This is a genomic window from Streptomyces sp. NPDC091279, assembly GCF_044757465.1.
Lineage (GTDB): Bacteria > Actinomycetota > Actinomycetes > Streptomycetales > Streptomycetaceae > Streptomyces.
The window spans coordinates 419563-438788 of record NZ_JBIVVA010000002.1; the positions used below are offsets into that span (position 1 = coordinate 419563).

Genomic DNA, 19226 nt, shown 5'->3' on the forward strand with positions numbered 1-19226 from the left:
TTTCCTGTCATCACCGCTCCCGCACGGGTGTACGCGCGCGGGGCGGACACCGGTCAGGTCCGCTACACCGGCCGCTGGAGCACCGTCATGCTGCGGTCCACCAGGGTCAGCCGGTCGCCCGCCGCCACCTTGGGACCCGTGCCCGGCGCCACGCCGTCCGCGCGCGCGGTGTCGACGACCACCTGCCACTGCCGCCCGTGGTTGACCGGCACCACGAACTCCAGCGGCCGGGGCGAGGCGTTGAACATCAGCAGGAACGAATCGTCCGTGATCCGCTCCCCGCGCGTGTCCGGCTCGGAGATCGCGTTGCCGTTGAGGAATACGCTGAGCGCCGAGGCCCGCGCCGAGTTCCAGTCCCGCCCGGTCATCTCGCGCCCCTCCGGCGTGAACCAGGCGATGTCCGACAGCTCGCCCTTGGCGCCCTCCACCGGCCGCCCGTGGAAGAAGCGCCGCCTGCGGAAGACCGGATGGTCCTTGCGCAGCCACACCATCGCGCGCGTGAAGGCGTCGAGCCCGGCACCGGCGCCCTCACCCTCGCCCTCGTCGGGCCAGCGCACCCACGCCAGTTCGTTGTCCTGGCAGTAGGCGTTGTTGTTGCCGCGCTGGGTGCGGGCGAACTCGTCGCCGTGACTGAGCATCGGCACGCCCTGCGACAGCATCAGGGTGGCGATGAAGTTCCGCATCTGCCGGGCCCGCAGCTCCAGCACCTCGGGGTCGTCGCTCTCGCCCTCGGCGCCGCAGTTCCAGGACCGGTTGTGACTCTCGCCGTCGCGGTTGTCCTCGCCGTTGGCCCGGTTGTGCTTGTCGTTGTAGGACACCAGGTCGTGCAGGGTGAAACCGTCGTGGCAGGTCACGAAGTTGATGGAGGCCAGCGGACGGCGCCCGTCGTCCTGGTAGAGGTCGGAGGAACCGGTCAGCCGGGACGCGAACTCCGCCAGCGCCCGCTGCTCGCCCCGCCACATGTCCCGCACGGTGTCCCGGTACTTGCCGTTCCACTCGGTCCACAGCGGCGGGAAGTTGCCCACCTGGTAGCCGCCCTCGCCCACGTCCCACGGCTCCGCGATCAGCTTCACCTGGGAGACCACCGGGTCCTGCTGCACCAGGTCGAAGAACGACGACAGCCGGTCCACCTCGTGGAACTGCCGGGCCAGCGTCGCCGCGAGGTCGAAACGGAACCCGTCGACATGCATCTCGGTCACCCAGTAGCGCAGCGAGTCCATGATCATCTGGAGGACGTGCGGCGACCGCATGAGCAGCGAGTTCCCGGTGCCCGTGGTGTCCATGTAGTAGCGGGCGTCGTCCTCCGTCAGCCGGTAGTACGACGGGTTGTCCAGGCCCCGGAACGACAGCGTCGGCCCCAGGTGATTGCCCTCGGCCGTGTGGTTGTAGACGACGTCCAGGATGACCTCGATCCCGGCCTCGTGCAGCGCCCGCACCGCCGACTTGAACTCCAGGACCTGCTGGCCCCGGTCGCCCCAGGAGGCATACGCGTTGTGCGGGGCGAAGAACCCGATGGTGTTGTAGCCCCAGTAGTTGTTGAGCCCCATGTCCACCAGACGGTGGTCGTTGACGAACTGGTGCACCGGCATCAGCTCCAGCGCCGTCACGCCCAGCTCGGTGAGGTGCTCGATGACCGCCGGGTGCGCGAGCCCCGCGTACGTGCCGCGCAGCTCCTCGGGCAGCGCCGGGTGCCGCATCGTGAGGCCCTTGACGTGCGCCTCGTAGATCACCGTGTGGTGGTACTCGGTGCGCGGGCGCCGGTCGTCGCCCCAGTCGAAGTACGGGTTGATCACGACCGACGTCATGGTGTGCGGCGCCGAGTCCAGGTCGTTGCGGCGCTCGGGCTCGCCGAAGTGATACCCGTACACCTCCTCGCCCCAGCCGACCGCACCGCTGACGGCCTTCGCGTACGGGTCGAGGAGCAGCTTCGCCGAATTGCAGCGCAGCCCGCGCCCCGGCGCGTACGGTCCGTGCGCCCTGAACCCGTACCGCTGCCCGGGCATGATGCCGGGCACGTACGCGTGCCGCACGAACGCGTCGCTCTCCCGCAGTTCCACCGCCGTCTCCGAGCCGTCGTCGTGCAGCAGACACAGCTCTACTCGGTCCGCGGCCTCCGTGAAGACCGCGAAATTGGTACCGGCGCCGTCGTACGTGGCACCGAGCGGATACGCCTCGCCAGGCCAGACCTGCATGGTCACGACTCTTCCAGGTAGAGCGCGCCACCGTACGCGCCTCGCTCCCGAGTCTCCCCGAAAGTGAGGGAACCACCCATGACTTACGCCCCTCTTACCGCCCGACCAGTGCGTTCCCTGTGAGCGGAATGACCACCGCGCACCGGGAACGCCGAAGCGATGGGGCAGACGTACTCCCGGAGTTTCAGGGGGAGTAGGGGGGAACATGGTGCGCAGGACAGTCCACCGCCACCTCGGCAAGGTGGTGGCCGGTGCGGCGACAGCGGTGGCCGCGACGGCGGTGATGGTCGCCGTCACCCTGCCGGGCACGGCGGGCGCCGACGACACCGCCGCCAGGACCGGCAACGGGGCCCAGGACGCCGGATGGGCGGGCCAGGGGCACAACGACGTGGTCCCGCAGACCGTCGTCGAACAGGCGCCCGTGGAAGGCGCCCAGGGGACCGGACGCGATCCGCTCACCGACGACGAGCTGAAGCGGGTCGAAAAGATCGCCGCCCAGGGGAAGCAGCTCAACTCCGCCCAGAACGTGGCGGGACAGCGCGGACCGCAGCGGCTGACCGTGGACCTGGCCGACCCGGTGGAGGGCCGGGCGGCGGGCCCGGACGCGCCGCGCCGCGCGGACGTGGCGTTCTACGACTACCGCGACGACGCCCTCGTCACCCGGACGGTGAACCTGTCGACGGGCAAGGTCGAGGCGACCACCCGGCAGCACGGCGTCCAACCGCCGCTCGCGCGCGCGGAGTTCGACGAGGCGACCGCACTGCTGATCGCCGACCCGCTCGGCGCGGGACTCAAGGAGGACTTCAAGGACGCCACCGGCGCCGCGCTGACCTCCCCGGATCAACTGTTGATCAATGGCGCGGTCTACCGGGCCACCCCGGGCGCCCAGCCGGCCGCGCTCGACGCCTGCGGCGCACACCGGTGCGTACGGCTCTTCCCGAAGGTGAAGAACGGGCCCTGGATCGACGCCCGTCACCTGGTGATCGACCTCAGCGCGCGCACGGTCGTCGCGCTCGGCCGCGACTGACCGCGCCCTTCTGACACCTCACGAACTCGCACCTCCTGTAAGGGAGTCACTTCGTCATGCCCGTGAACAGAATCAGCCGTGCCCGCAGCCGGGCCACCCTGGGCCTGTCCGTGGCCGCGCTCGCCGTCGGCGCCGCGACCGGTGCCGGACCCGCCGCAGCCCAGCCGCAGACGCGGCCCGGGGCCGCCGTGGCCCCCGCCGCCGAGTGCAGCGCCGCCTACCGCGTCGAACAGAAGCTCTCCACCGGCACGACCTGGCGGATGTGCTGGCACTACGACAGCAAGGCCGGGCTGGTCCTGGAGAACATCTCCTACCAGCCCAAGGGCGAGCCCAAGCCCATCAAGGTCCTCGCCAGCGCCCGCCTCGGCCAGATCGACGTCCCTTATGACGACGGCAGCGTCGAGTACGACGACCTCACCGGCTTCGGCTTCGCCCAGGGACTCGTCCATATGGACGCCGCCGAATGTCCCGGCGGCACGATCAAGACCGTCAAGGTCGCCGACCCGTTCTACTCCGGCACGCCGAACATCAAGGGCATGTGCACCACCACGCGCGCGCGTGGACACGCCTACCGGATGCAGGCCGACACCGGCAACAAGGTGTACCAGCAGCAGGGCAAGGACCTGTTGATCTATACGGTCAACAAGGTCGGCTGGTACGAGTACATGACGGAGTGGCGCTTCCAGGACGACGGCACGATCAATATGAACGTCGGCGCCACCGGCAGCCTCTCGCCCGTCGACTACGACGCGGGCGACGGCCGGGGCTGGCCGATCGGCAAGGGCCCCAAGGCGTTCGCCACCAGCCACAGCCACAACGTCTTCTGGCGGCTCGACTTCGCCCTCGACGGCTCCACCAAGGGCCGCGTCGAACAGTACGACTCCCAGGTCAGCCCGCCCGCCACGGGCCAGCAAGCGCCGACCAGCAGGACGACCGTCACCAAGGTCACCAAGGAACTCGCCGGGGACGCCAAGAACTACCGCTGGTGGCGGATGGTCAGCGCGACCGGCAAGAACAAGGACGGGCACGCGCGTTCGTACGAGTTCGTGCCCGGCGCCACCACCAAGTTCCCCGGCCGCTCCTTCACCCAACACGACCTGTACGTCACCGAGTACGACAAATGCGAGCAGTTCGCCAGCAACAACCCCGGCGCCTGCCCGGCCGGGCGCGGCACGTCCGTCGACACCTGGGTCAACGGACAGACCCTCACTCACCCCATCACCTGGGTCAATGTGGGCTTCCACCACATCGCCCGCGACGAGGACCAGCAGCCCATGCCCGTCCACTGGCAGGGCTTCTCCATCGCCCCACGGGACGTGACCGCTATGAATCCGCTCACTCCGGCCGCCCTCGCCGATCAGAACGGGCGCGTGGAACCCCGTAGTTGAGCCCTCGGTCGGGAAAGACCCTTGTCCATCCGGCTGCACCGCCGACCGCTCCCGGAGTACCCTTCCTTGATCGTTGGGACGGGGAGAGCTCGGGGGAGCGGAAGGCGGTGCGCGGGTGGGCGCGGGAGGGCTGGAGTTGCCCCCTGGTGGCGAGGGTCACGAGGGGAACTCCGCAGAAGTCCCGCCCGGCACGGTGTCCCTGGCCCGGCCGATGGAGACGACCTCCATCGGCCCGGAGCTCGACTGGGACGCCGACGCCTGGCGCGAGGTGCGTACGCGCGCGCAGCGAGCCGGCCGGGCCTACATCTGGCTGAACCTCGTCGAACAGCGGCTGCGCACGGTGGTGGCCGCCGTCCTGCGGCCCGTCTACGAGCCCGTCCACGGCGACGACTGGGTGGTCGCCGCCGCGGGACCGGCTGGTCAGGAGTGGGTGCAGCGCGCGGTCGCCGTCCGCGAAGTCAGCCGCCGCAAGGGCTACTTGCTCGACCCGGCCGACGACAACGTCCTCAGCTTCCTCACCCTGCCCCAGCTGCGCGAGCTGATGGTGCAGCACTGGCCGTGCTTCGAGCCCTACGTCGACGACCGCCGCGACGTCGAACTCGCCCTGGACGAACTGGAAGTCACCCGCAACGTCGTCTCCCGCAACCGCGCCCTGTCCGAGGCCGTCCTCGGTCAGGCCGAACGGGCCTCGGCGCGGCTCCTGGAGACGCTCGGCGCCGCCGGTGACGTCCCCTCCGCCCGCCGGCTGCCCATCGACGCCGTCGAGGACCTGGTCGGCGAACGGTACGCCGATGTCGTCGCCGTCCACTCCGACCGGGTCCGGCTGTTGCGGCAGTTCCCGGCCGAGGACATCTTCGGCGGCGCCCGGCGCCTGGACGCCGTCGGCATCGGCCTCAACCTGCTGGTGCAGAACTTCTCCGGGCGCCGACTGGTCCGGCTCGCCGAGGGCGGCTGCCGGGTACGGCTGCTCTTCCTGAACCCGGCCTCCAGCGCGGTCAAACGCCGTGAGCGTGAACTCGGCATCAAGCGCGGCGAGTTGAGCCGCGCCGTCGAGATGAACATCCTCCACATGCGCCGGGTCCGCTCCCGGCTGCGCGACCCGGACGCCTTCGAGATCCAGGTCTATGACGAGACCCCGCGCACCGCTGCCTACCTGGTCGACGGCGACGGCACGGACGGCATCGCCGTCGTCCAGTCCTATCTGCGCCACTCCCGGGGCATGGAGGCGCCGGTACTGGTGCTGCGCAACGGCAACCGGGTGGTCAAGCCGGGGGACACCCACGAGGCGGACGAGGTCGGGCTCTTCGCCACCTACCGCGAGGAGTTCGAGACGTCCTGGGTGGATTCGCGCCCTGTGTCCTGAGTGTCCCCCGGGCAAGCGGAACGCGCTCCTCTGATTGTCAGTGGCCCGTGCGAAGGTGGAGACCACTGGGGGAACGCACCATGAGAAGGGGGGCCGCCCATGGGCTGGCACCGGGAGCTGCTGATCGGCTTCGACCTGGAGACGACGGGGACCGATCCGTTCGAGGCACGCATCGTCACGGGCGCCGTGATCGAGGTGACGGCCTCGGTACCGGGCGGCCGCAGGGAGTGGCTGGCCGACCCGGGCGTGGAGATACCGGCCGACGCGGTCGCCGTGCACGGCATCAGCAACGAACGCGCGACGGCCGAGGGGCGCCCCGCCGACGAGGTCGCCGACGCCCTCGCGGACGTCCTGGTCGGCTACTGGGACGCGGGCGTGCCGGTCGTCGCCTACAACGCGGCCTTCGATCTGAGCCTGCTCGCCGCCGAACTGCGCCGCCACGGCCTGCCGTCCCTGCGTGAGCGGCTCGGCGGCCGCGAGCCCGCCCCGGTCGTCGACCCCCTCACCATCGACCGCTGGGTCGACCGCTACCGCCGGGGCAAGCGCAACCTCGAAGCGGTCTGCGCGGAGTACGGCGTCCCGCTCGACACGGCCCACGACGCCACATCCGACGCCCTGGCCGCAGCCCGCCTAGCCACAGCAATAGCCACCCGCCACCCCAAACTCGCCGCTCTGGGCCCGGCAGAACTGCACCACCGCCAGATCGACTGGCACGCCGACTGGGCAGCAGACTTCCAGTCCTACCTCCGCACCCACTCCAACCCCAAAGCCGTCATAGACCCCACCTGGCCCCTACGAGAACCATCAAACACACCGGCGAGATGAGCTGGACACCCAACTGGACCGACCAGCCCAACCGACGTCCCAACAACGCCGGCAAGGGGGCGCGCCCGGCTGGGCCGAGCATGTAGCCAACGGCTCAGCAACGCCCCTGAAGGGGCGCGGGGCTGCACCGACATGCGGCTCCGCCGCGAGGGCGCGACCAGCAGGCCCGAGCTGTGTCAGCCGACGGCCCAGCAGCGCCCCTGAAGGGGCGCGGGGCTGTGTCGATATGCGGCTCCGCCGCGAGGGCGCGACCAGCTGGGCCGAGCATTGTCACCGACGGCTCAGCAGCGCGCCGGAAGGGGCGCGGGGAACTGCGCGACCAGCCACGACGGCGCCGCACCCGAACGACACCCAAGCGGACCGCACGCTGCCAACTCCGGCCCGGCAACACCGATAAGGGGCGCGGGGCTGCACCGACATGCGGCTCCGCCGCGAGGGCGCGACCAGCCGCAACGCCGCCGCGCCCGAAAGGCAACCTCACCCGCACGTCAGTGCAACGCAGCCCCACCTAGAACGGACGCCACCGCAGCGACTCGTTCCCGTCCCGCAGGGACCCCACCCGGCGCGAGAACTCCGCCAACGCCTGCGGATTCCCCGGCGCATGCTGCGCAACCCACGCACAACTGGCCGTCTCCCGAGCCCCACGCAGCACCCCGCACCCCTCCCACTCCCGCACATCCCACCCGTACGCGGCGGTGAAGGAGTCATACGCCTCGCCAGACATCCCGTACCGATCACGGGACAGAGCCATGACCACCAGATCATGCTCACGCAAGTCGAAGGAGAACGTCTCCAGATCCACCAACACCGCCCCACCAGGCCCGACCTGAACATTGCGCGGCAACGCGTCCCCATGGATCGGCCCGGGCGCCAGGTGCGGAGTGAGCGCAGCCTCAGCGGACGCGAACCCGTCCCGCCGCCGACGCAGATACTCCGCGTCCGCCGGATCGATCGCGTCCCCCGCGAGCCGCAACCACCGCTCGACCCCGCCCAGCAGTTCGCGGGGCGGGAGGGCGAAGGAGGGAGAGGGGAGGGCGTGGACGAGCCGCAGGAGCCCGGCCAGGTCACGGGGCTCGGCGGGCCGCACGGCGTCGGGCAGCCGTTGCCACACGGTGACGGGATGCCCGTCGACGAGCAACGGTTCCGGACGCGCCGCCCGCACCGCGGGCACGCCCGCCTCGGCGAGCCACCCGGCGACGGCGAGTTCGCGGCGCGCCCGATCGAGGAGTTCGGCGTCGCGGCCGACCTTGACCACCAGGTCACCGGCGGCGAACACCGCGTTCTCGCCGAGCGCGAGGAGCCGCGCTCGCTCGGGCGGCCCGGGCAGCACGCCCGCCGTGGCCAGTACGTTCCGGGCCCGTGCCTCGTCCATCGTCCGCCTCCATGTCCCGCCGCAACCGCGCCCACCAGAACCGTGCCGGTCGGTCGCGCCGGTGGCACCGACCCGCACCACCGGCGGCCAGTCTCGCATTCGTACAGGTCGGACCACGTGCGCGGGCCCTTGACGGACCACCCTCACGTCACGACCATGACGAAGTCCCGCCGGGCCCACCGGACCCGCGAGAACCCACCGGACCCGCGAGAACCCACCGGACCCGCAAGAACCCACCGGACCCGCAAGGGCCGTCCGGCCTCATAGAGCCCACCGCCCCCACCGGACTTACCAGCCCCACCCGTCGCGACCCGTGTGAAGGAGCCGATGACGTGACCCCGGTGACCGCGACGAAGCGGCCCGCGCAGGGCGCCTCCGGTGCGGGCCCGCCCGACCGCGGGGCCTGGTTCCTGGTGCTGCCCGCGCTGATCCCGATCCTCGTCCTCAGCGTCGGTCCGCTCCTCTACGGCGTCCTGCTGGCCTTCACCGACGCCCAGTCCGGCCGCCTGCGGCCCACCCGCTGGATCGGCCTCCTCAACTTCCGGGACCTGGCGCAGGACACGTTGTTCTGGGAGTCGTTCCGGATCGGTCTGGTGTGGGCGGCCGGCGTGACCGTGCCGCAGTTCCTGCTCGCGCTCGGCCTCGCCCTGCTGCTCGACGCGGACCTCCGGCTGCGCCCGCTCGCCCGGGCGCTGGCGATCGTCCCGTGGGCGATGCCCGAGGTCGTCGTCGGCATCATGTGGCGGCTCGTCTACCAACCGGACGCCGGTGTCCTCAACGAGACCTTGCGCGACCTCGGCCTCGGCGCCGGGTACGACTGGCTCGGCGGTCTCGCCACCGCCCTGCCCGCCGTGATCGTCGTCGGCGTCTGGGCGGGCCTGCCGCAGACCACCGTCGCCCTCCTCGCCGGCCTGCAAGGCACCCCGCGCGAACTGCACGACGCGGCCGCCGTCGACGGCGCCGGAGCCTGGCGCCGTTTCCGCACGGTCACCTGGCCCGCCCTGCGACCGGTCGCCCTCGCCATCACCGCCCTCAACCTCATCTGGAACGTCAATTCCTTCGCCCTGGTCTATGTGCTCACCAGCGGCGGCCCCGGCGGACGCACCCGGCTGCCGATGCTGTTCGCCTACGAAGAGGCCTTCCGCTACGGGCAGTTCGGGTACGCGGCGGCGATGGGCTGCGCGCTGGTCGCCGTCGTCTCGATCCTGCTGGCCGTCTTCCTGGCCGGCCGGCTCTCAGGAGGCGACGACACATGAGGACCCCACCCGGCGTCCGCGCGGGCCAGTACCTGGCGTTGCTCGGCTATCTCGCCTTCCTCGCACTCCCGTTGCTGTGGCTGCTGTCCACGGCGTTCAAGTCCCCACGCGAGCTGGGCAGTTCGCACCCCCGCTGGATTCCCGGGCACCCGACCCTGGACAACTTCCGGCGGGCCTTCGACGAACAGCCCCTGCTGCACGCGGCGGCCAACTCCCTGCTGGCCGCCGCCGGTTCGGCCCTGCTCGCCGTCCTGATCGCGGCCCCGCTCGCCTACGTCATCGCCCGCCGCCGCTCCCCGTTGACCCGCGCCGCGACCGGCTGGGTGGTGGTCAGCCAGGCGTTCCCGCTGGTGCTGGTGATCATCCCGCTGTTCCTGGTTCTGAAGAACCTGCGGCTGATCGACTCCCTGATCGGTCTGGTCCTGGTGTACGTGGTGTGGGCGCTGCCGTTCTCGCTGTGGCTGCTCGCCGGGTATGTCCGTTCGCTGCCAAGGGAGTTGGAGGAGGCGGCGGCGGTCGACGGGGCCGGGCGGGTGCGGACCCTGGTGTCGGTGGTGGCGCCGCTGCTGGCACCGGGGATCGTGGCGACGGCGTTGTTCGCGTTCGTCACCGCGTGGAACGAGTTCTTCTTCGCGCTCGTTCTGCTGAAGACGCCGGACCATCAGACGCTGCCGGTGGTGCTCACGCACTTCATCGGCGCGGAGGGCGTCGCGGACCTGGGCCCGCTGGCCGCCGCCGCGTTCCTCGCGACCCTGCCCTCGCTGCTGGTGTTCGCGCTGATCCAACGCCGCATCACCGGCGGCATGCTGGCCGGGGCGGTGAAGAGCTGATGCGGACCACGACCGGCGGCCCCCTCCTCACCCTCCTGCTGGCCCTCGCCCTGCTGGCCGGCTGCACCGGCGGCGACCCCGCCCCGCACGACGGCCGGATCACCCTCCGCTTCCAGTCCCTGGCCTGGCAGCAGGAGTCCGTCCGGGCCACCAAGGAGCTGGTCGCCGAGTGGAACGCGAGCCATCCGGACGTCAAGGTCGAGTATGTGCAAGGGAGTTGGGGCAGCGTCCACGACCAGCTCCTCACCTCCTTCGAGGGCGGTGAGGCACCCGACATCCTCCACGACGCCTCCGACGACCTCGCGGACTTCGCCCACGGCGGTTACCTCGCCGACCTGCGCGACCTCCTCCCCGCCCGGCTGAAGTCGGCCATCCCGCACCGGAGTTGGCAGACGGCGACCTTCGGAGAAGGCGTCTACGGAGTGCCGTTCCTCCAGGAACCACGTGTCCTGATCGCCAACAGCACCCTGCTGAAGAAGTCCGGCGTACGCATCCCGACGCCCCAACGGCCTTGGAGCTGGCCGGAGTTCCGGCAGGCCACCGAACGGCTGAGCGGCAACGGGAGTCACGGCGTCGCCTGGCCGCTCAAGGAGCCCGTCTCCGCCTCCCTCAACCTCTCCCTGTCGGCGGGCGGCCGGATGTTCCACCGAGGCACCGACGGCAAGGTGACCGTCCGCTTCGGCGCCGCCAACCAGGTCGTACCGCGCACCGTCCGCGACCAGGTCGGCACCGACCACAGCGCCCCCGGCACCACCCTGGGCAGCAGCGGCTCCGACACGCTCCCCGGCTTCTTCGCCGGCCGGTACGCGATGGTCCCGCTCGGCTTCTCCTACCGTCAGCAGATCGCCCAGCAGGCGCCCGAGGGGTTCCGCTGGCAGGTGCTGCCCGCCCCGGCCGGCGCCGCCGGACTCACCCAGGGCGTCAGCCCGCAGACCCTCTCCGTCGCCCAGGACAGCCCGCACAAGAAGGAGGCCGCCGCCTTCCTCGACTTTCTGCTGCGCCCGAAGAACATGGTCCGCCTCGCCCTCGGCGACTGGATGCTGCCCACCGGCACCGAGGCCCTCGCGGACCCCGCCCTGCACACACCGACCGACGGCTGGGCGACCGGCACCGCGCTCGCCGGCCACCTCATCCCCGCGCCCGCCCAGTCCGTGCGCGGCTACCCCGAGTGGAAGGACAAGGTCGCCACGCCCGCGTTCCAGGAGTACTACAGCGGCGCGATCGGCCTTGCCGCACTCCGCCACCGCCTCGAACACGACGGCAACCTCGTCCTCGCCCGCTACCAGCGCTGACCGCCCGCCCACCGAAAACCCGTTGCCCGCGCCACCCGAACCCCCTAGCGTCGCGCCCATGGCAGCGTTCAACGCGATCATCCTCACCGGTCACGGCCGGGGCCCCACGCATTCCCTCCGGATGCGGCGCGGTCCCGGAGCCCTGACCGGCCCGGGAAGTGACGCTCGCTGACGGCCGAGCCGCAGCGACGTCCCCTGCTCCCGCACGCCTGACAGGGCGCACGCATCTGACGTGCGCCCCCTCGGTGTGCCCTTCTCCTGTCTTCCGGTCAGGGCCTACGGCTGCCCGTTCCCCACCGTCACGGAAGACAAGGACCGCAGGCCATGGCCCGCCCCACCCGTACCTCGCGCGCGCTCTCGCAGAACTTCCTCGCCGACCGCGCCGTCGTCGCCCACCTCGCCCGACTCGCCGTCCCGCACGGCCGACCAACCCCGCTCCTCCTCGAAGTCGGCGCGGGCAAAGGCGCGTTGACCGAACACCTCGCCGCCCGCTGTCGTGAACTGCGCGCCTACGAGATCGACCGCCGACTCGTCCCCGCCCTGCGCGCCCGCTTCGCCACCACGCCCCAAGTCTGCTTCATCGAGGGCGACTTCGTCACCGCACGGCCACCCCGAGCCTCCTTCTCCGTGGCCGGGAACGTGCCCTTCTCCCGCACCGCCGACATCGTCGACTGGTGCCTGCGGGCGCACGCCCTCACCGACGCCACCCTCCTCACCCAGCTCGAATACGCCCGCAAACGCACCGGCGACTAGGGGAGTTGGACCCTCCTGACCGTCCGCAGCTGGCCCCGCTTCGGCTGGCGACTGGTGGGACGGGTCCCGCGCACCCGGTTCAGCCCCGTGCCCCGCGTGGATGCCGGGGTCATCCGCATCGAACGCCGCCCCACCCCGCTGCTCCCCCCGGCGCACCACCGCGCCTGGAGCCACCTGGTCGAACTCGGCTTCTCCGGCCTCGGCGGCACCCTGCACGCCTCCCTCCGTCGAGCCCACCCCCGCCACCGCGTCGACGCGGCCTTCCACGCGGCGAACCTCACCCCCAAGTCACTGGTGGGCGAGGTGCCCCCGGGTCACTGGCTCCGCCTGTACAAGGAACTCTCACGCTGACCCGTAGGGGACACCCTGCCGGGCCACCCCTCGGCGACGGCAGGCCCGCGTGGCCCCCCGACGGTCACGCGGGCTCCGGCCGCTCGGGCGCCCGCGACGCACGCACACCCGCCCCACCCTCCCCGTCGTCAATCAGGTTGTACGAGACGTCTCGTCTCGCCTACCGTCGGGATATGGCTGATACGACGACCCCCGCTCACATCGCGATGTTCTCCATCGCCGCCCACGGTCATGTGAACCCGAGCCTTGAGGTGATCCGCGAGCTGGTCGCACGTGGGCACCGGGTCACGTACGCGATCCCGCCCGCGTTCGCGGAGAAGGTCGCCGAGACCGGAGCCGAACCGAAGATCTGGCACTCCACCCTGCCCCTGCCCGGCGCCGACCCGGCCGAGTGGGGCAACGAACTCCTCGACTACGTGGAGCCGTTCCTGAACGACGCCATCCAGGCGCTGCCCCAACTGACCGACGCCTACGAGGGCGACGCCCCGGACCTCGTCCTGCACGACATCACCGGGTACCCGGGGCGGATTCTGGCCCACCGCTGGGGCGTACCGGCGATCTCCCTCTCCCCGAACCTCGTCGCCTGGGAGGGCTACGAGGAGGAGGTCGCCGAGCCGATGTGGGCCGAGCCCCGCCGCACCGAACGCGGCCGCGCCTACTACGCCCGCTTCCACAACTGGCTTGAGGCGAACGGCATTTCCCTGCATCCTGACCCGTTCGTGGGCCGCCCCGACCGCTCCCTCGTCCTGATCCCACGGGTCCTCCAGCCGAACGCCGACCGGGTCGACGAGAACGTCTACACCTTCGTCGGCGCCTGCCAGGGCGACCGCGCGGCGCAGGGCGACTGGCAGCGGCCGGCCGGCGTCGAGAAGGTGGCCCTCGTGTCGCTGGGGTCCTCCTTCACCGACCGGCCCGACTTCTACCGGGAGTGCGTGCGGGCCTTCGGTGACCTGCCCGGCTGGCACCTGGTCCTCCAGATCGGCCGCCGCGTCGCCCCGGCCGTCCTCGGGGACCTCCCGGCCAACGTCGAAGTCCACGACTGGGTACCGCAGTTGGCGATCCTCAGACAGGCCGACCTGTTCGTCACGCACGCCGGGGCGGGCGGCAGTCAGGAGGGGCTGGCGACGGGCACGCCGATGATCGCCGTACCGCAGGCGGTCGACCAGTTCGGCAACGCGGACATGCTCCAGGCGTTGGGCGTGGCCCGGCGTATCGACACGGGGGAGGCGACGGCCGAGATCCTGCGGGCCACCGCCCTCGCCCTCGTCGACGACCCCGAGACGGCCCGCCGACTCAAGGGAATCCAGGCCGAGATGGCACAGGAGGGCGGCACACGCCGGGCCGCCGACCTGATCGAGGCCGAACTCCCGCAGCGAGGCAGGTAGGTGCCCGGCGGGCGTTCGTGGCGAGTGCCCGTCTGTGGCCTCGCGGCTTCAACGGGCCCTCGTCATCCGGCGAGTTCAGCCGCCGCCAGTCGAACTCGACTGACGGCGAGGTGAGTTCGAGGGCCGCACACGGACCCGTTCCCCCTCGCCGTCCCGAGCCGCAGGCCCAGCTGGCGGTGCCGTCGGTTCCGGCAGGTCGTCGTGGGTGAGGGCGGGGAGGCGCTGGAGCCACCTCGGGAAGTACCGGTTGCACCCGCCGAGCAGGGCCGGCACCGCCGGGAGCAGCACGCCCCGGATGTCCCTGCCGTCACCCCCGCTCCGGATGCAGGGGTGAGGCAAACGCGGCTCCTCGCACTCCCCGGCGAGATGCCGGGCGCTCGACTCCTCAGTACGACCCCCTGGCCCCTGCCCACGGGGGAGGAGCGGGCCCCTACACCTGTCGGGGCCGGGGGCGGACACCCTCGGTGTTCGGGGCTGACCACCTCCAGGTCCGCGACCGACACCCCTCCAGGGCCGAGGCCAGCCCCCTCCAGGGCCGCGGTCAACGCCCCCCTCCGGCGCCGACGCCCGCCCCCGGAATGCAGGACGCGCCCCTCGCAGCCGTACGGGCATATGCCCTGCGCATAAGCCCAGTCAGCCCAGACGTGTCCAGTCCGCCCAGGTCGGCGCCCCTTTGTCGTTACGCAACCTTGTTGAACAAATCACAGCTGCGCGGAGTTGTTGAATACACAGCCCTCCATCGGCCAGAGTTTCGCGCAGTCCGCCCCTGCGGAACCCGGCCGTCGTGCCCACCCCCACGGGGCACGACGGCCGACCTATGGTGTGGGCATGACGACGACGTACGCGGCGCTCCTGCGTGGGATCAACGTGGGCGGCAAGAAGAAACTCCCGATGGCCGAGCTGAGACAGCTCCTGGACGACCTCGGACACGGCGGCGTCCGCACCCATCTCCAGAGCGGCCAGGCCGTCTTCACCGCCGACCACGGCGACGAGGAGACGTTGGCCGCAGAGCTGGCCGAGGCCGTCGAGAAACGATTCGGCTTCCCCGTCGACGTGATCGTCCGCGACCACGCCTACCTCCGGGCGATCGTCGAGGCCTGCCCCTTCCCGGCCGCCGATCTGGAGCCCAAGCAGCTCCACGTCACCTACTTCTCCGCGCCCGTCGACCCCGCCCGCTTCGCCGACCTCGGCCGGGACACCTACCTACCCGAGGAGTTCCGCCTCGGCGACCGCGCCCTGTACCTGTACGCCCCCGACGGGCTCGGCCGCTCCCAGCTCGCCGAGCACCTCTCGCGCCCCCGCGTGAACCGGGGTCTCATCGCCACGACCCGCAACTGGAACACCGTCACCAAGCTCGCGGAACTCACCCGCAGCGCGGAGTGCGCCCCGTAGGGGGCGGAGAGGGGCCCGCCAGTGGCGGAGCGAGCCCCCGTAATACCCGTACGACCCGTAGGGGCGGCATGCCCCGGGACGCCCCGTGGAGGCGAGGCCTCGCAGTACCCGTAGGCCCGTCATACCCGTAGCCCTACAGCTCCACGAACCCGTAGCTCCTTGGCAGTCCCCAGCCCCGGCAGTAAGAGCCCTCACCCCCCGCCCTGTGCGAGGCTCGGGGTATGCGTTACATCATCATTGGAGCGGGAGCCGTCGGTGGGTCGATCGGCGGGCGTCTCGCGGGCTCGGGGCACGACGTGGTTCTGGTGGCGCGCGGCGCCCACCTCGCGGCGCTGCGGGCGGACGGACTGCGGCTCACGGTGCCCGACGGCGAGTTCACCCACCGGCTGCCCGCCGTCGAAGGGCCGGACGAACTGGGCGAGTTGAGGCCGGACGACGTTCTCGTCCTGGCCGTCAAGACCCAGGACACGGTGGCCGCGCTGAGCGTCTGGGGCCCGGCGCAGGTCGCCGGTGGCGGCACCGCGGCCGAGCGCCTGCCGCTGCTCTGCGCGCAGAACGGCGTCGAGAGCCCCCGCATCGCCCTACGGGTGTTCCGCCGGGTGTACGGGGTCTGCGTGTGGCTGCCGTCGACCCATCTGGAGCCGGGCGCCGTCTCCGCCGGGGGCGCCCCGCTCACCGGCATCCTGCACCTGGGGCGTTACCCCTACGGGGTCGACGAGACGGCCCGTCTGGTCGCCGCCGACCTGGCGGGCTCGCACTTCGAGGCGCCGGTGGTGGCCGACGTCGAGCGCTGGCGGTACGCCAAACTCCTCAACAACCTCGGCAACGCCATCGAAGCCGTCACGGGCCCCCTCGACGGCGACGACGCCGGAGCACTGTTCGCCCGGGTGCGGGCCGAGGGCACGGCCGTGCTCGACGCCGCCGGCATCCCGTACGCGGGCACCGAGGAGCAGCGGGCGTTGCGCGGGCACAAGGTCGACCTGGTGCCGTTGCCCGGTGCGCCGCGCGGCGGCGGTTCCTCCTGGCAGTCGTTGACCCGTGCCACCGGCACCATCGAGGCTGACCATCTCAACGGCGAGATCGTCCTGTTGGGCCGCCTGCACGGCGTGCCGACCCCGCTGAACGAACTCCTCCAGCGCCTCGCCAACCAGTTCGCCGCCGCACGCCGGGCACCCGGATCGCTGCCGTTCGCGGACCTCGCCTCGCTGGCGGACGAGGCCGTCGCGTCGGTCCAGCAGCCCTGAACCGGTCCCTTCCGTCCGGGCGTCGAGCCGACGGCGCCCGGACCGGAGGGGAACCGGCGTTCAGACGATCCGGCAGGTGCTCGCGTCGATGCGGTGCTCCGCCACCTTGCCGGACGGGGCGACGCTGTAGACGTGTCCGTCGGGCAGCGTCCGCATGCTGTGCGCGTCGATCTCCGACTCGGTCTTCGTGCCCCGCGCGGAGAGCGTGGTGAGTTTCCCGTTCGACAGGAGAACGGCGCAGTCCCGGAACACCGAGATCTCCCCGGAACTCCTGACCGTGACCTTCTGGAAAGTCGTGGCCCGGCTGCCGGACGTGATGGAGATTTCCTGTGTCGACTGGTCCGGGTCCGCGGAGAAGGCTCCGAGAACGGTCGATGTCTTCGAACTCGCGCAGTCACTCGCGAACTTCTTCACATCACGGATCTTCTTACCCGTGGTCAGATTGAATTCGAATGCCTTGTCTCCCAGTGTCCACATCGTGTCCTGTTCAGGAGAGAGGCATCCGACGCTGCCCGGGAGATCCGTGGCGATACGCGAAGGCGAGAGGCCTGCCTTATTGAGCGGGAACCGGTACACACTCCAGGAATTTCCGCCGTTCTCCTGGATGGAGATCAGCAGCGTGCCGTTGTCGGCGGACAATCGCCCCATGGAGTCGGCGAGCCCCTTGGCGAAGGTCTCCTTATGGGTCGTGCCATGGTCCGACCAGCTGATGCCGGAACTCGTTGTCGCGACCCAGGTGTCCTTGTCCCGGGCCCACTGGACCACGAGGGATTTATCGGTGAAGGACTGGGTCGTGGAATGGCCGTCCTGTTTCCACAACACCTGTGTTCCGGACGCCGACTTGTTCATGTCCGCCGTGGCCGATACCGCCGCGTCCGGACAGGATGCCGCGCAGTGGACATCGGTCGGGAAATACCGGTCCTCTTCCCACACGCGCTTCCCGCCGTGGGTGTAACCGGTGAGGACCTGTCGGTCGGTGTCGAAGGTGATGTACCCGTGGCTGTCCGCGTCCGTCAGGACCACGCTGCTGGGAGGCGGAGCGGTGGCGGCCCGGTCGCCGCCGGTGGGCGAGCAGCCGACGGTCAGTGCCAGGGCCGCGGCTGCCGCGGCGAGCGCGGCCGAGCCCGTTTTTGATCTCATGCTTTCCCCCGTGCGACGAATGACGGGTGTGCGGCCGAAGCCGCACACCCGCATGATTACCTCATCCGTCGATCAGAAAGCGAACGACTTCGACTTGCACGTGACGGGCCAGCCGCCGATGGCGTCGATGTTGTACTGACCCTCGGCGATCAGACGGGTGGTGCCCTTCTTCGTGATCGGGCGCTGGCTCACCGGGTACTGAGTGCTGAAGGAGATCTCGTCCCAGCGCTCCTGCCCCTTCTTCCGGCTGTTCTTGCCGATCGGGTTACCGCTGGTTCCGTCCAGGAAGTAGGAGTAGATCCGGAAGTCGGAACGGCTCTTCTTGAAACCGTGGCTGCTCGGGTAGTAGTAGCGGTCCGTGTGCTGCCACGTCGTGCTGGTCTTCTTCAGGTAGTACGTCTTCACCGTGATTTTGGCGTCGGACGTCGGGTTGATCGAAGCGGCGCAGGCGGTGGTGGCGCTGGCGGCATTGGCCTGCGGGGCCGCGACGCCGGACAGTGCAATCGCCGCCGCAATCGGCGCGGCGGCCACGGCCATGCGCTTCTTGGTGATCCTCACGTGTGTTTCCTTTCCCCGTTGATGTTGCACTGTCATCCTGGCCCACGGATGAGTTCGAGGTCAAAGGATCTGAGGATCTCCTGAGCTTCTTTACACCCGGGAAAGGAACCTGCCGGGAACATGTGAAGGCGCAAGGACGGGAGCCGTGACCGCCGTGTGAAAACGGCGCAAAAGGAGAGCGGCCACCTCGGGCGCCGCACCCAGGACGTCCGCGAGGACATCGGCGCCTGCGGCGCCCCGCGCGATCCGGTCGGGGAGGAACCCCGGAGCCAGGACGTACGGTGCCACCGCGACCCGCGCGCAGCCGAGCCGGCGCAGTTCGTCGACCGCGTCCTCGGTGCGGGGCAGTGATGCGGAGGCGAACGCAGGCCGCACGGCGCACCAACCGGTGTGCCGCCACTCCCGCGCGATATCTGCGATCACTGCGATCGCCTCCGGGTCCGTGGACCCCGCCGAGGCCAGCACGACCCCGGTCGAGGACTTGTCGGCGGGCGTCAACCCCGCCTCGTACAACCGCCGTTCGAGAGCGGACAGCAGCAGCGGCGAGGGGCCGAGCACCTCCGCCTGCCGGATGCGCAGGCTCCGTGGCGCGTCCCGCAGGACCGCCGGGATGTCGGCCTTCGCGTGGAAGGCGCGGGTCAGCAGCAGCGGGAGCGCCACCACGTCCCGGACGCCGTCCGCCGCCAGCGACTCCAACACCCCTTGCACGGAAGGGACGTTGAAGTCGAGGAAGCCGGTCTCCACGCGCAGCCCGGGCCGCAGCGCCCGCACCCGCCGCACCAGGGCGTGCACGGTCGCCGCGTGCCGCGGGTCGCGGCTGCCGTGGGCGATGACGAGGAGGACCGGCTCGTTGACCAT

15 protein-coding genes and 1 pseudogene are annotated in these 19226 nt (G+C 70.9%); 11 read left to right on the forward strand and 5 right to left on the reverse strand.

Annotated features, from left to right (window positions below):
• Positions 1-62: 62 nt before the first annotated feature.
• Entirely contained in the window at positions 63-2192 is a 2130-nt protein-coding gene (gene glgX / locus ACIQOU_RS05445) for a glycogen debranching protein GlgX (protein WP_401534057.1), read from the reverse strand.
• A gap of 208 nt (positions 2193-2400) precedes the next feature.
• On the opposite strand from glgX, the gene ACIQOU_RS05450 reads away from it, so the two are divergent.
• The 4 genes from ACIQOU_RS05450 to ACIQOU_RS05465 all read left to right on the forward strand — a co-directional run bounded on the left by ACIQOU_RS05450 (position 2401) and on the right by ACIQOU_RS05465 (position 6795).
• Positions 2401-3219: a Tat pathway signal sequence domain protein gene (locus tag ACIQOU_RS05450; protein WP_401534674.1), complete on the forward strand. Its 819-nt coding sequence runs from the start codon at positions 2401-2403 to the stop codon at positions 3217-3219.
• A 56-nt stretch (positions 3220-3275) separates the two neighbouring features.
• A complete protein-coding gene (locus ACIQOU_RS05455) occupies positions 3276-4607 on the forward strand; it encodes a copper amine oxidase (RefSeq protein WP_401534059.1) in 1332 nt (443 codons plus the stop codon).
• Positions 4608-4722: 115 nt separating this feature from the next.
• Positions 4723-5970 (forward strand): SAV2148 family HEPN domain-containing protein, encoded by a 1248-nt coding sequence (locus tag ACIQOU_RS05460; protein WP_401534062.1) that lies wholly within the window; start codon positions 4723-4725, stop codon positions 5968-5970.
• 99 nt (positions 5971-6069) lie between these two features.
• Positions 6070-6795 (forward strand): 3'-5' exonuclease, encoded by a 726-nt coding sequence (locus tag ACIQOU_RS05465; protein ID WP_401534064.1) that lies wholly within the window; start codon positions 6070-6072, stop codon positions 6793-6795.
• A gap of 508 nt (positions 6796-7303) precedes the next feature.
• Here the strand turns inward: ACIQOU_RS05465 and ACIQOU_RS05470 are convergent.
• Positions 7304-8167, reverse strand: a complete 864-nt coding sequence (locus ACIQOU_RS05470; RefSeq protein ID WP_401534065.1) for a phosphotransferase enzyme family protein — start codon at positions 8165-8167, stop codon at positions 7304-7306.
• A 332-nt stretch (positions 8168-8499) separates the two neighbouring features.
• On the opposite strand from ACIQOU_RS05470, the gene ACIQOU_RS05475 reads away from it, so the two are divergent.
• The 7 genes and pseudogenes from ACIQOU_RS05475 (at position 8500) to ACIQOU_RS05505 (ending at position 16670) form a co-directional block, all read left to right on the forward strand.
• Positions 8500-9423 (forward strand): carbohydrate ABC transporter permease, encoded by a 924-nt coding sequence (locus tag ACIQOU_RS05475; protein ID WP_401534068.1) that lies wholly within the window; start codon positions 8500-8502, stop codon positions 9421-9423.
• Positions 9420-10253, forward strand: a complete 834-nt coding sequence (locus tag ACIQOU_RS05480; RefSeq protein ID WP_401534069.1) for a carbohydrate ABC transporter permease — start codon at positions 9420-9422, stop codon at positions 10251-10253. The genes ACIQOU_RS05475 and ACIQOU_RS05480 overlap by 4 nt, the downstream gene beginning before the upstream one ends.
• Entirely contained in the window at positions 10253-11545 is a 1293-nt protein-coding gene (locus ACIQOU_RS05485) for an ABC transporter substrate-binding protein (RefSeq protein WP_401534070.1), read from the forward strand. Before ACIQOU_RS05480 ends, ACIQOU_RS05485 begins: the two co-directional genes overlap by 1 nt.
• A 324-nt stretch (positions 11546-11869) precedes the next feature.
• Positions 11870-12649: pseudogene (gene erm / locus ACIQOU_RS05490) on the forward strand (ErmE/ErmH/ErmO/ErmR family 23S rRNA (adenine(2058)-N(6))-methyltransferase).
• Positions 12650-12822: 173 nt separating this feature from the next.
• Positions 12823-14034, forward strand: coding sequence for a macrolide-inactivating glycosyltransferase (gene mgt / locus ACIQOU_RS05495; RefSeq protein WP_401534072.1), 1212 nt, complete (start codon positions 12823-12825; stop codon positions 14032-14034).
• Positions 14035-14862: 828 nt separating this feature from the next.
• On the forward strand, positions 14863-15426 hold the full coding sequence (locus ACIQOU_RS05500; RefSeq protein ID WP_401534073.1) for a DUF1697 domain-containing protein: 564 nt from the start codon (positions 14863-14865) through the stop codon (positions 15424-15426).
• A gap of 221 nt (positions 15427-15647) precedes the next feature.
• Positions 15648-16670 (forward strand): ketopantoate reductase family protein, encoded by a 1023-nt coding sequence (locus tag ACIQOU_RS05505; RefSeq protein ID WP_401534075.1) that lies wholly within the window; start codon positions 15648-15650, stop codon positions 16668-16670.
• Between the two features lie 60 nt (positions 16671-16730).
• Here the strand turns inward: ACIQOU_RS05505 and ACIQOU_RS05510 are convergent, their stop codons facing one another.
• From ACIQOU_RS05510 to ACIQOU_RS05520, 3 genes are all read right to left on the reverse strand, one after another.
• Positions 16731-17864, reverse strand: a complete 1134-nt coding sequence (locus ACIQOU_RS05510) for a hypothetical protein (RefSeq protein ID WP_401534077.1) — start codon at positions 17862-17864, stop codon at positions 16731-16733.
• A gap of 18 nt (positions 17865-17882) precedes the next feature.
• Entirely contained in the window at positions 17883-18368 is a 486-nt protein-coding gene (locus tag ACIQOU_RS05515) for a hypothetical protein (RefSeq protein WP_401534078.1), read from the reverse strand.
• Between the two features lie 90 nt (positions 18369-18458).
• The gene (locus ACIQOU_RS05520) at positions 18459-19226 is read right to left on the reverse strand and encodes a sirohydrochlorin chelatase (protein ID WP_401534080.1); all 768 of its coding nucleotides are present in this window, start codon (positions 19224-19226) and stop codon (positions 18459-18461) included.

What these genes read in the sequence shown, in the direction of transcription:
- glgX (WP_401534057.1), bottom strand. Translation starts at nt 2,192, where the DNA reads ATGCAGGTCTGGCCTGGCGAGGCGTATCCGCTCGGTGCCACGTACGAC.
- ACIQOU_RS05455 (WP_401534059.1), top strand. Translation starts at nt 3,276, where the DNA reads ATGCCCGTGAACAGAATCAGCCGTGCCCGCAGCCGGGCCACCCTGGGC.
- ACIQOU_RS05465 (WP_401534064.1), top strand. Translation starts at nt 6,070, where the DNA reads ATGGGCTGGCACCGGGAGCTGCTGATCGGCTTCGACCTGGAGACGACG.
- ACIQOU_RS05470 (WP_401534065.1), bottom strand. Translation starts at nt 8,167, where the DNA reads ATGGACGAGGCACGGGCCCGGAACGTACTGGCCACGGCGGGCGTGCTG.
- ACIQOU_RS05480 (WP_401534069.1), top strand. Translation starts at nt 9,420, where the DNA reads ATGAGGACCCCACCCGGCGTCCGCGCGGGCCAGTACCTGGCGTTGCTC.
- ACIQOU_RS05485 (WP_401534070.1), top strand. Translation starts at nt 10,253, where the DNA reads ATGCGGACCACGACCGGCGGCCCCCTCCTCACCCTCCTGCTGGCCCTC.
- mgt (WP_401534072.1), top strand. Translation starts at nt 12,823, where the DNA reads ATGGCTGATACGACGACCCCCGCTCACATCGCGATGTTCTCCATCGCC.
- ACIQOU_RS05500 (WP_401534073.1), top strand. Translation starts at nt 14,863, where the DNA reads ATGACGACGACGTACGCGGCGCTCCTGCGTGGGATCAACGTGGGCGGC.
- ACIQOU_RS05505 (WP_401534075.1), top strand. Translation starts at nt 15,648, where the DNA reads ATGCGTTACATCATCATTGGAGCGGGAGCCGTCGGTGGGTCGATCGGC.
- ACIQOU_RS05510 (WP_401534077.1), bottom strand. Translation starts at nt 17,864, where the DNA reads ATGCGGGTGTGCGGCTTCGGCCGCACACCCGTCATTCGTCGCACGGGG.
- ACIQOU_RS05520 (WP_401534080.1), bottom strand. Translation starts at nt 19,226, where the DNA reads ATGGTCAACGAGCCGGTCCTCCTCGTCATCGCCCACGGCAGCCGCGAC.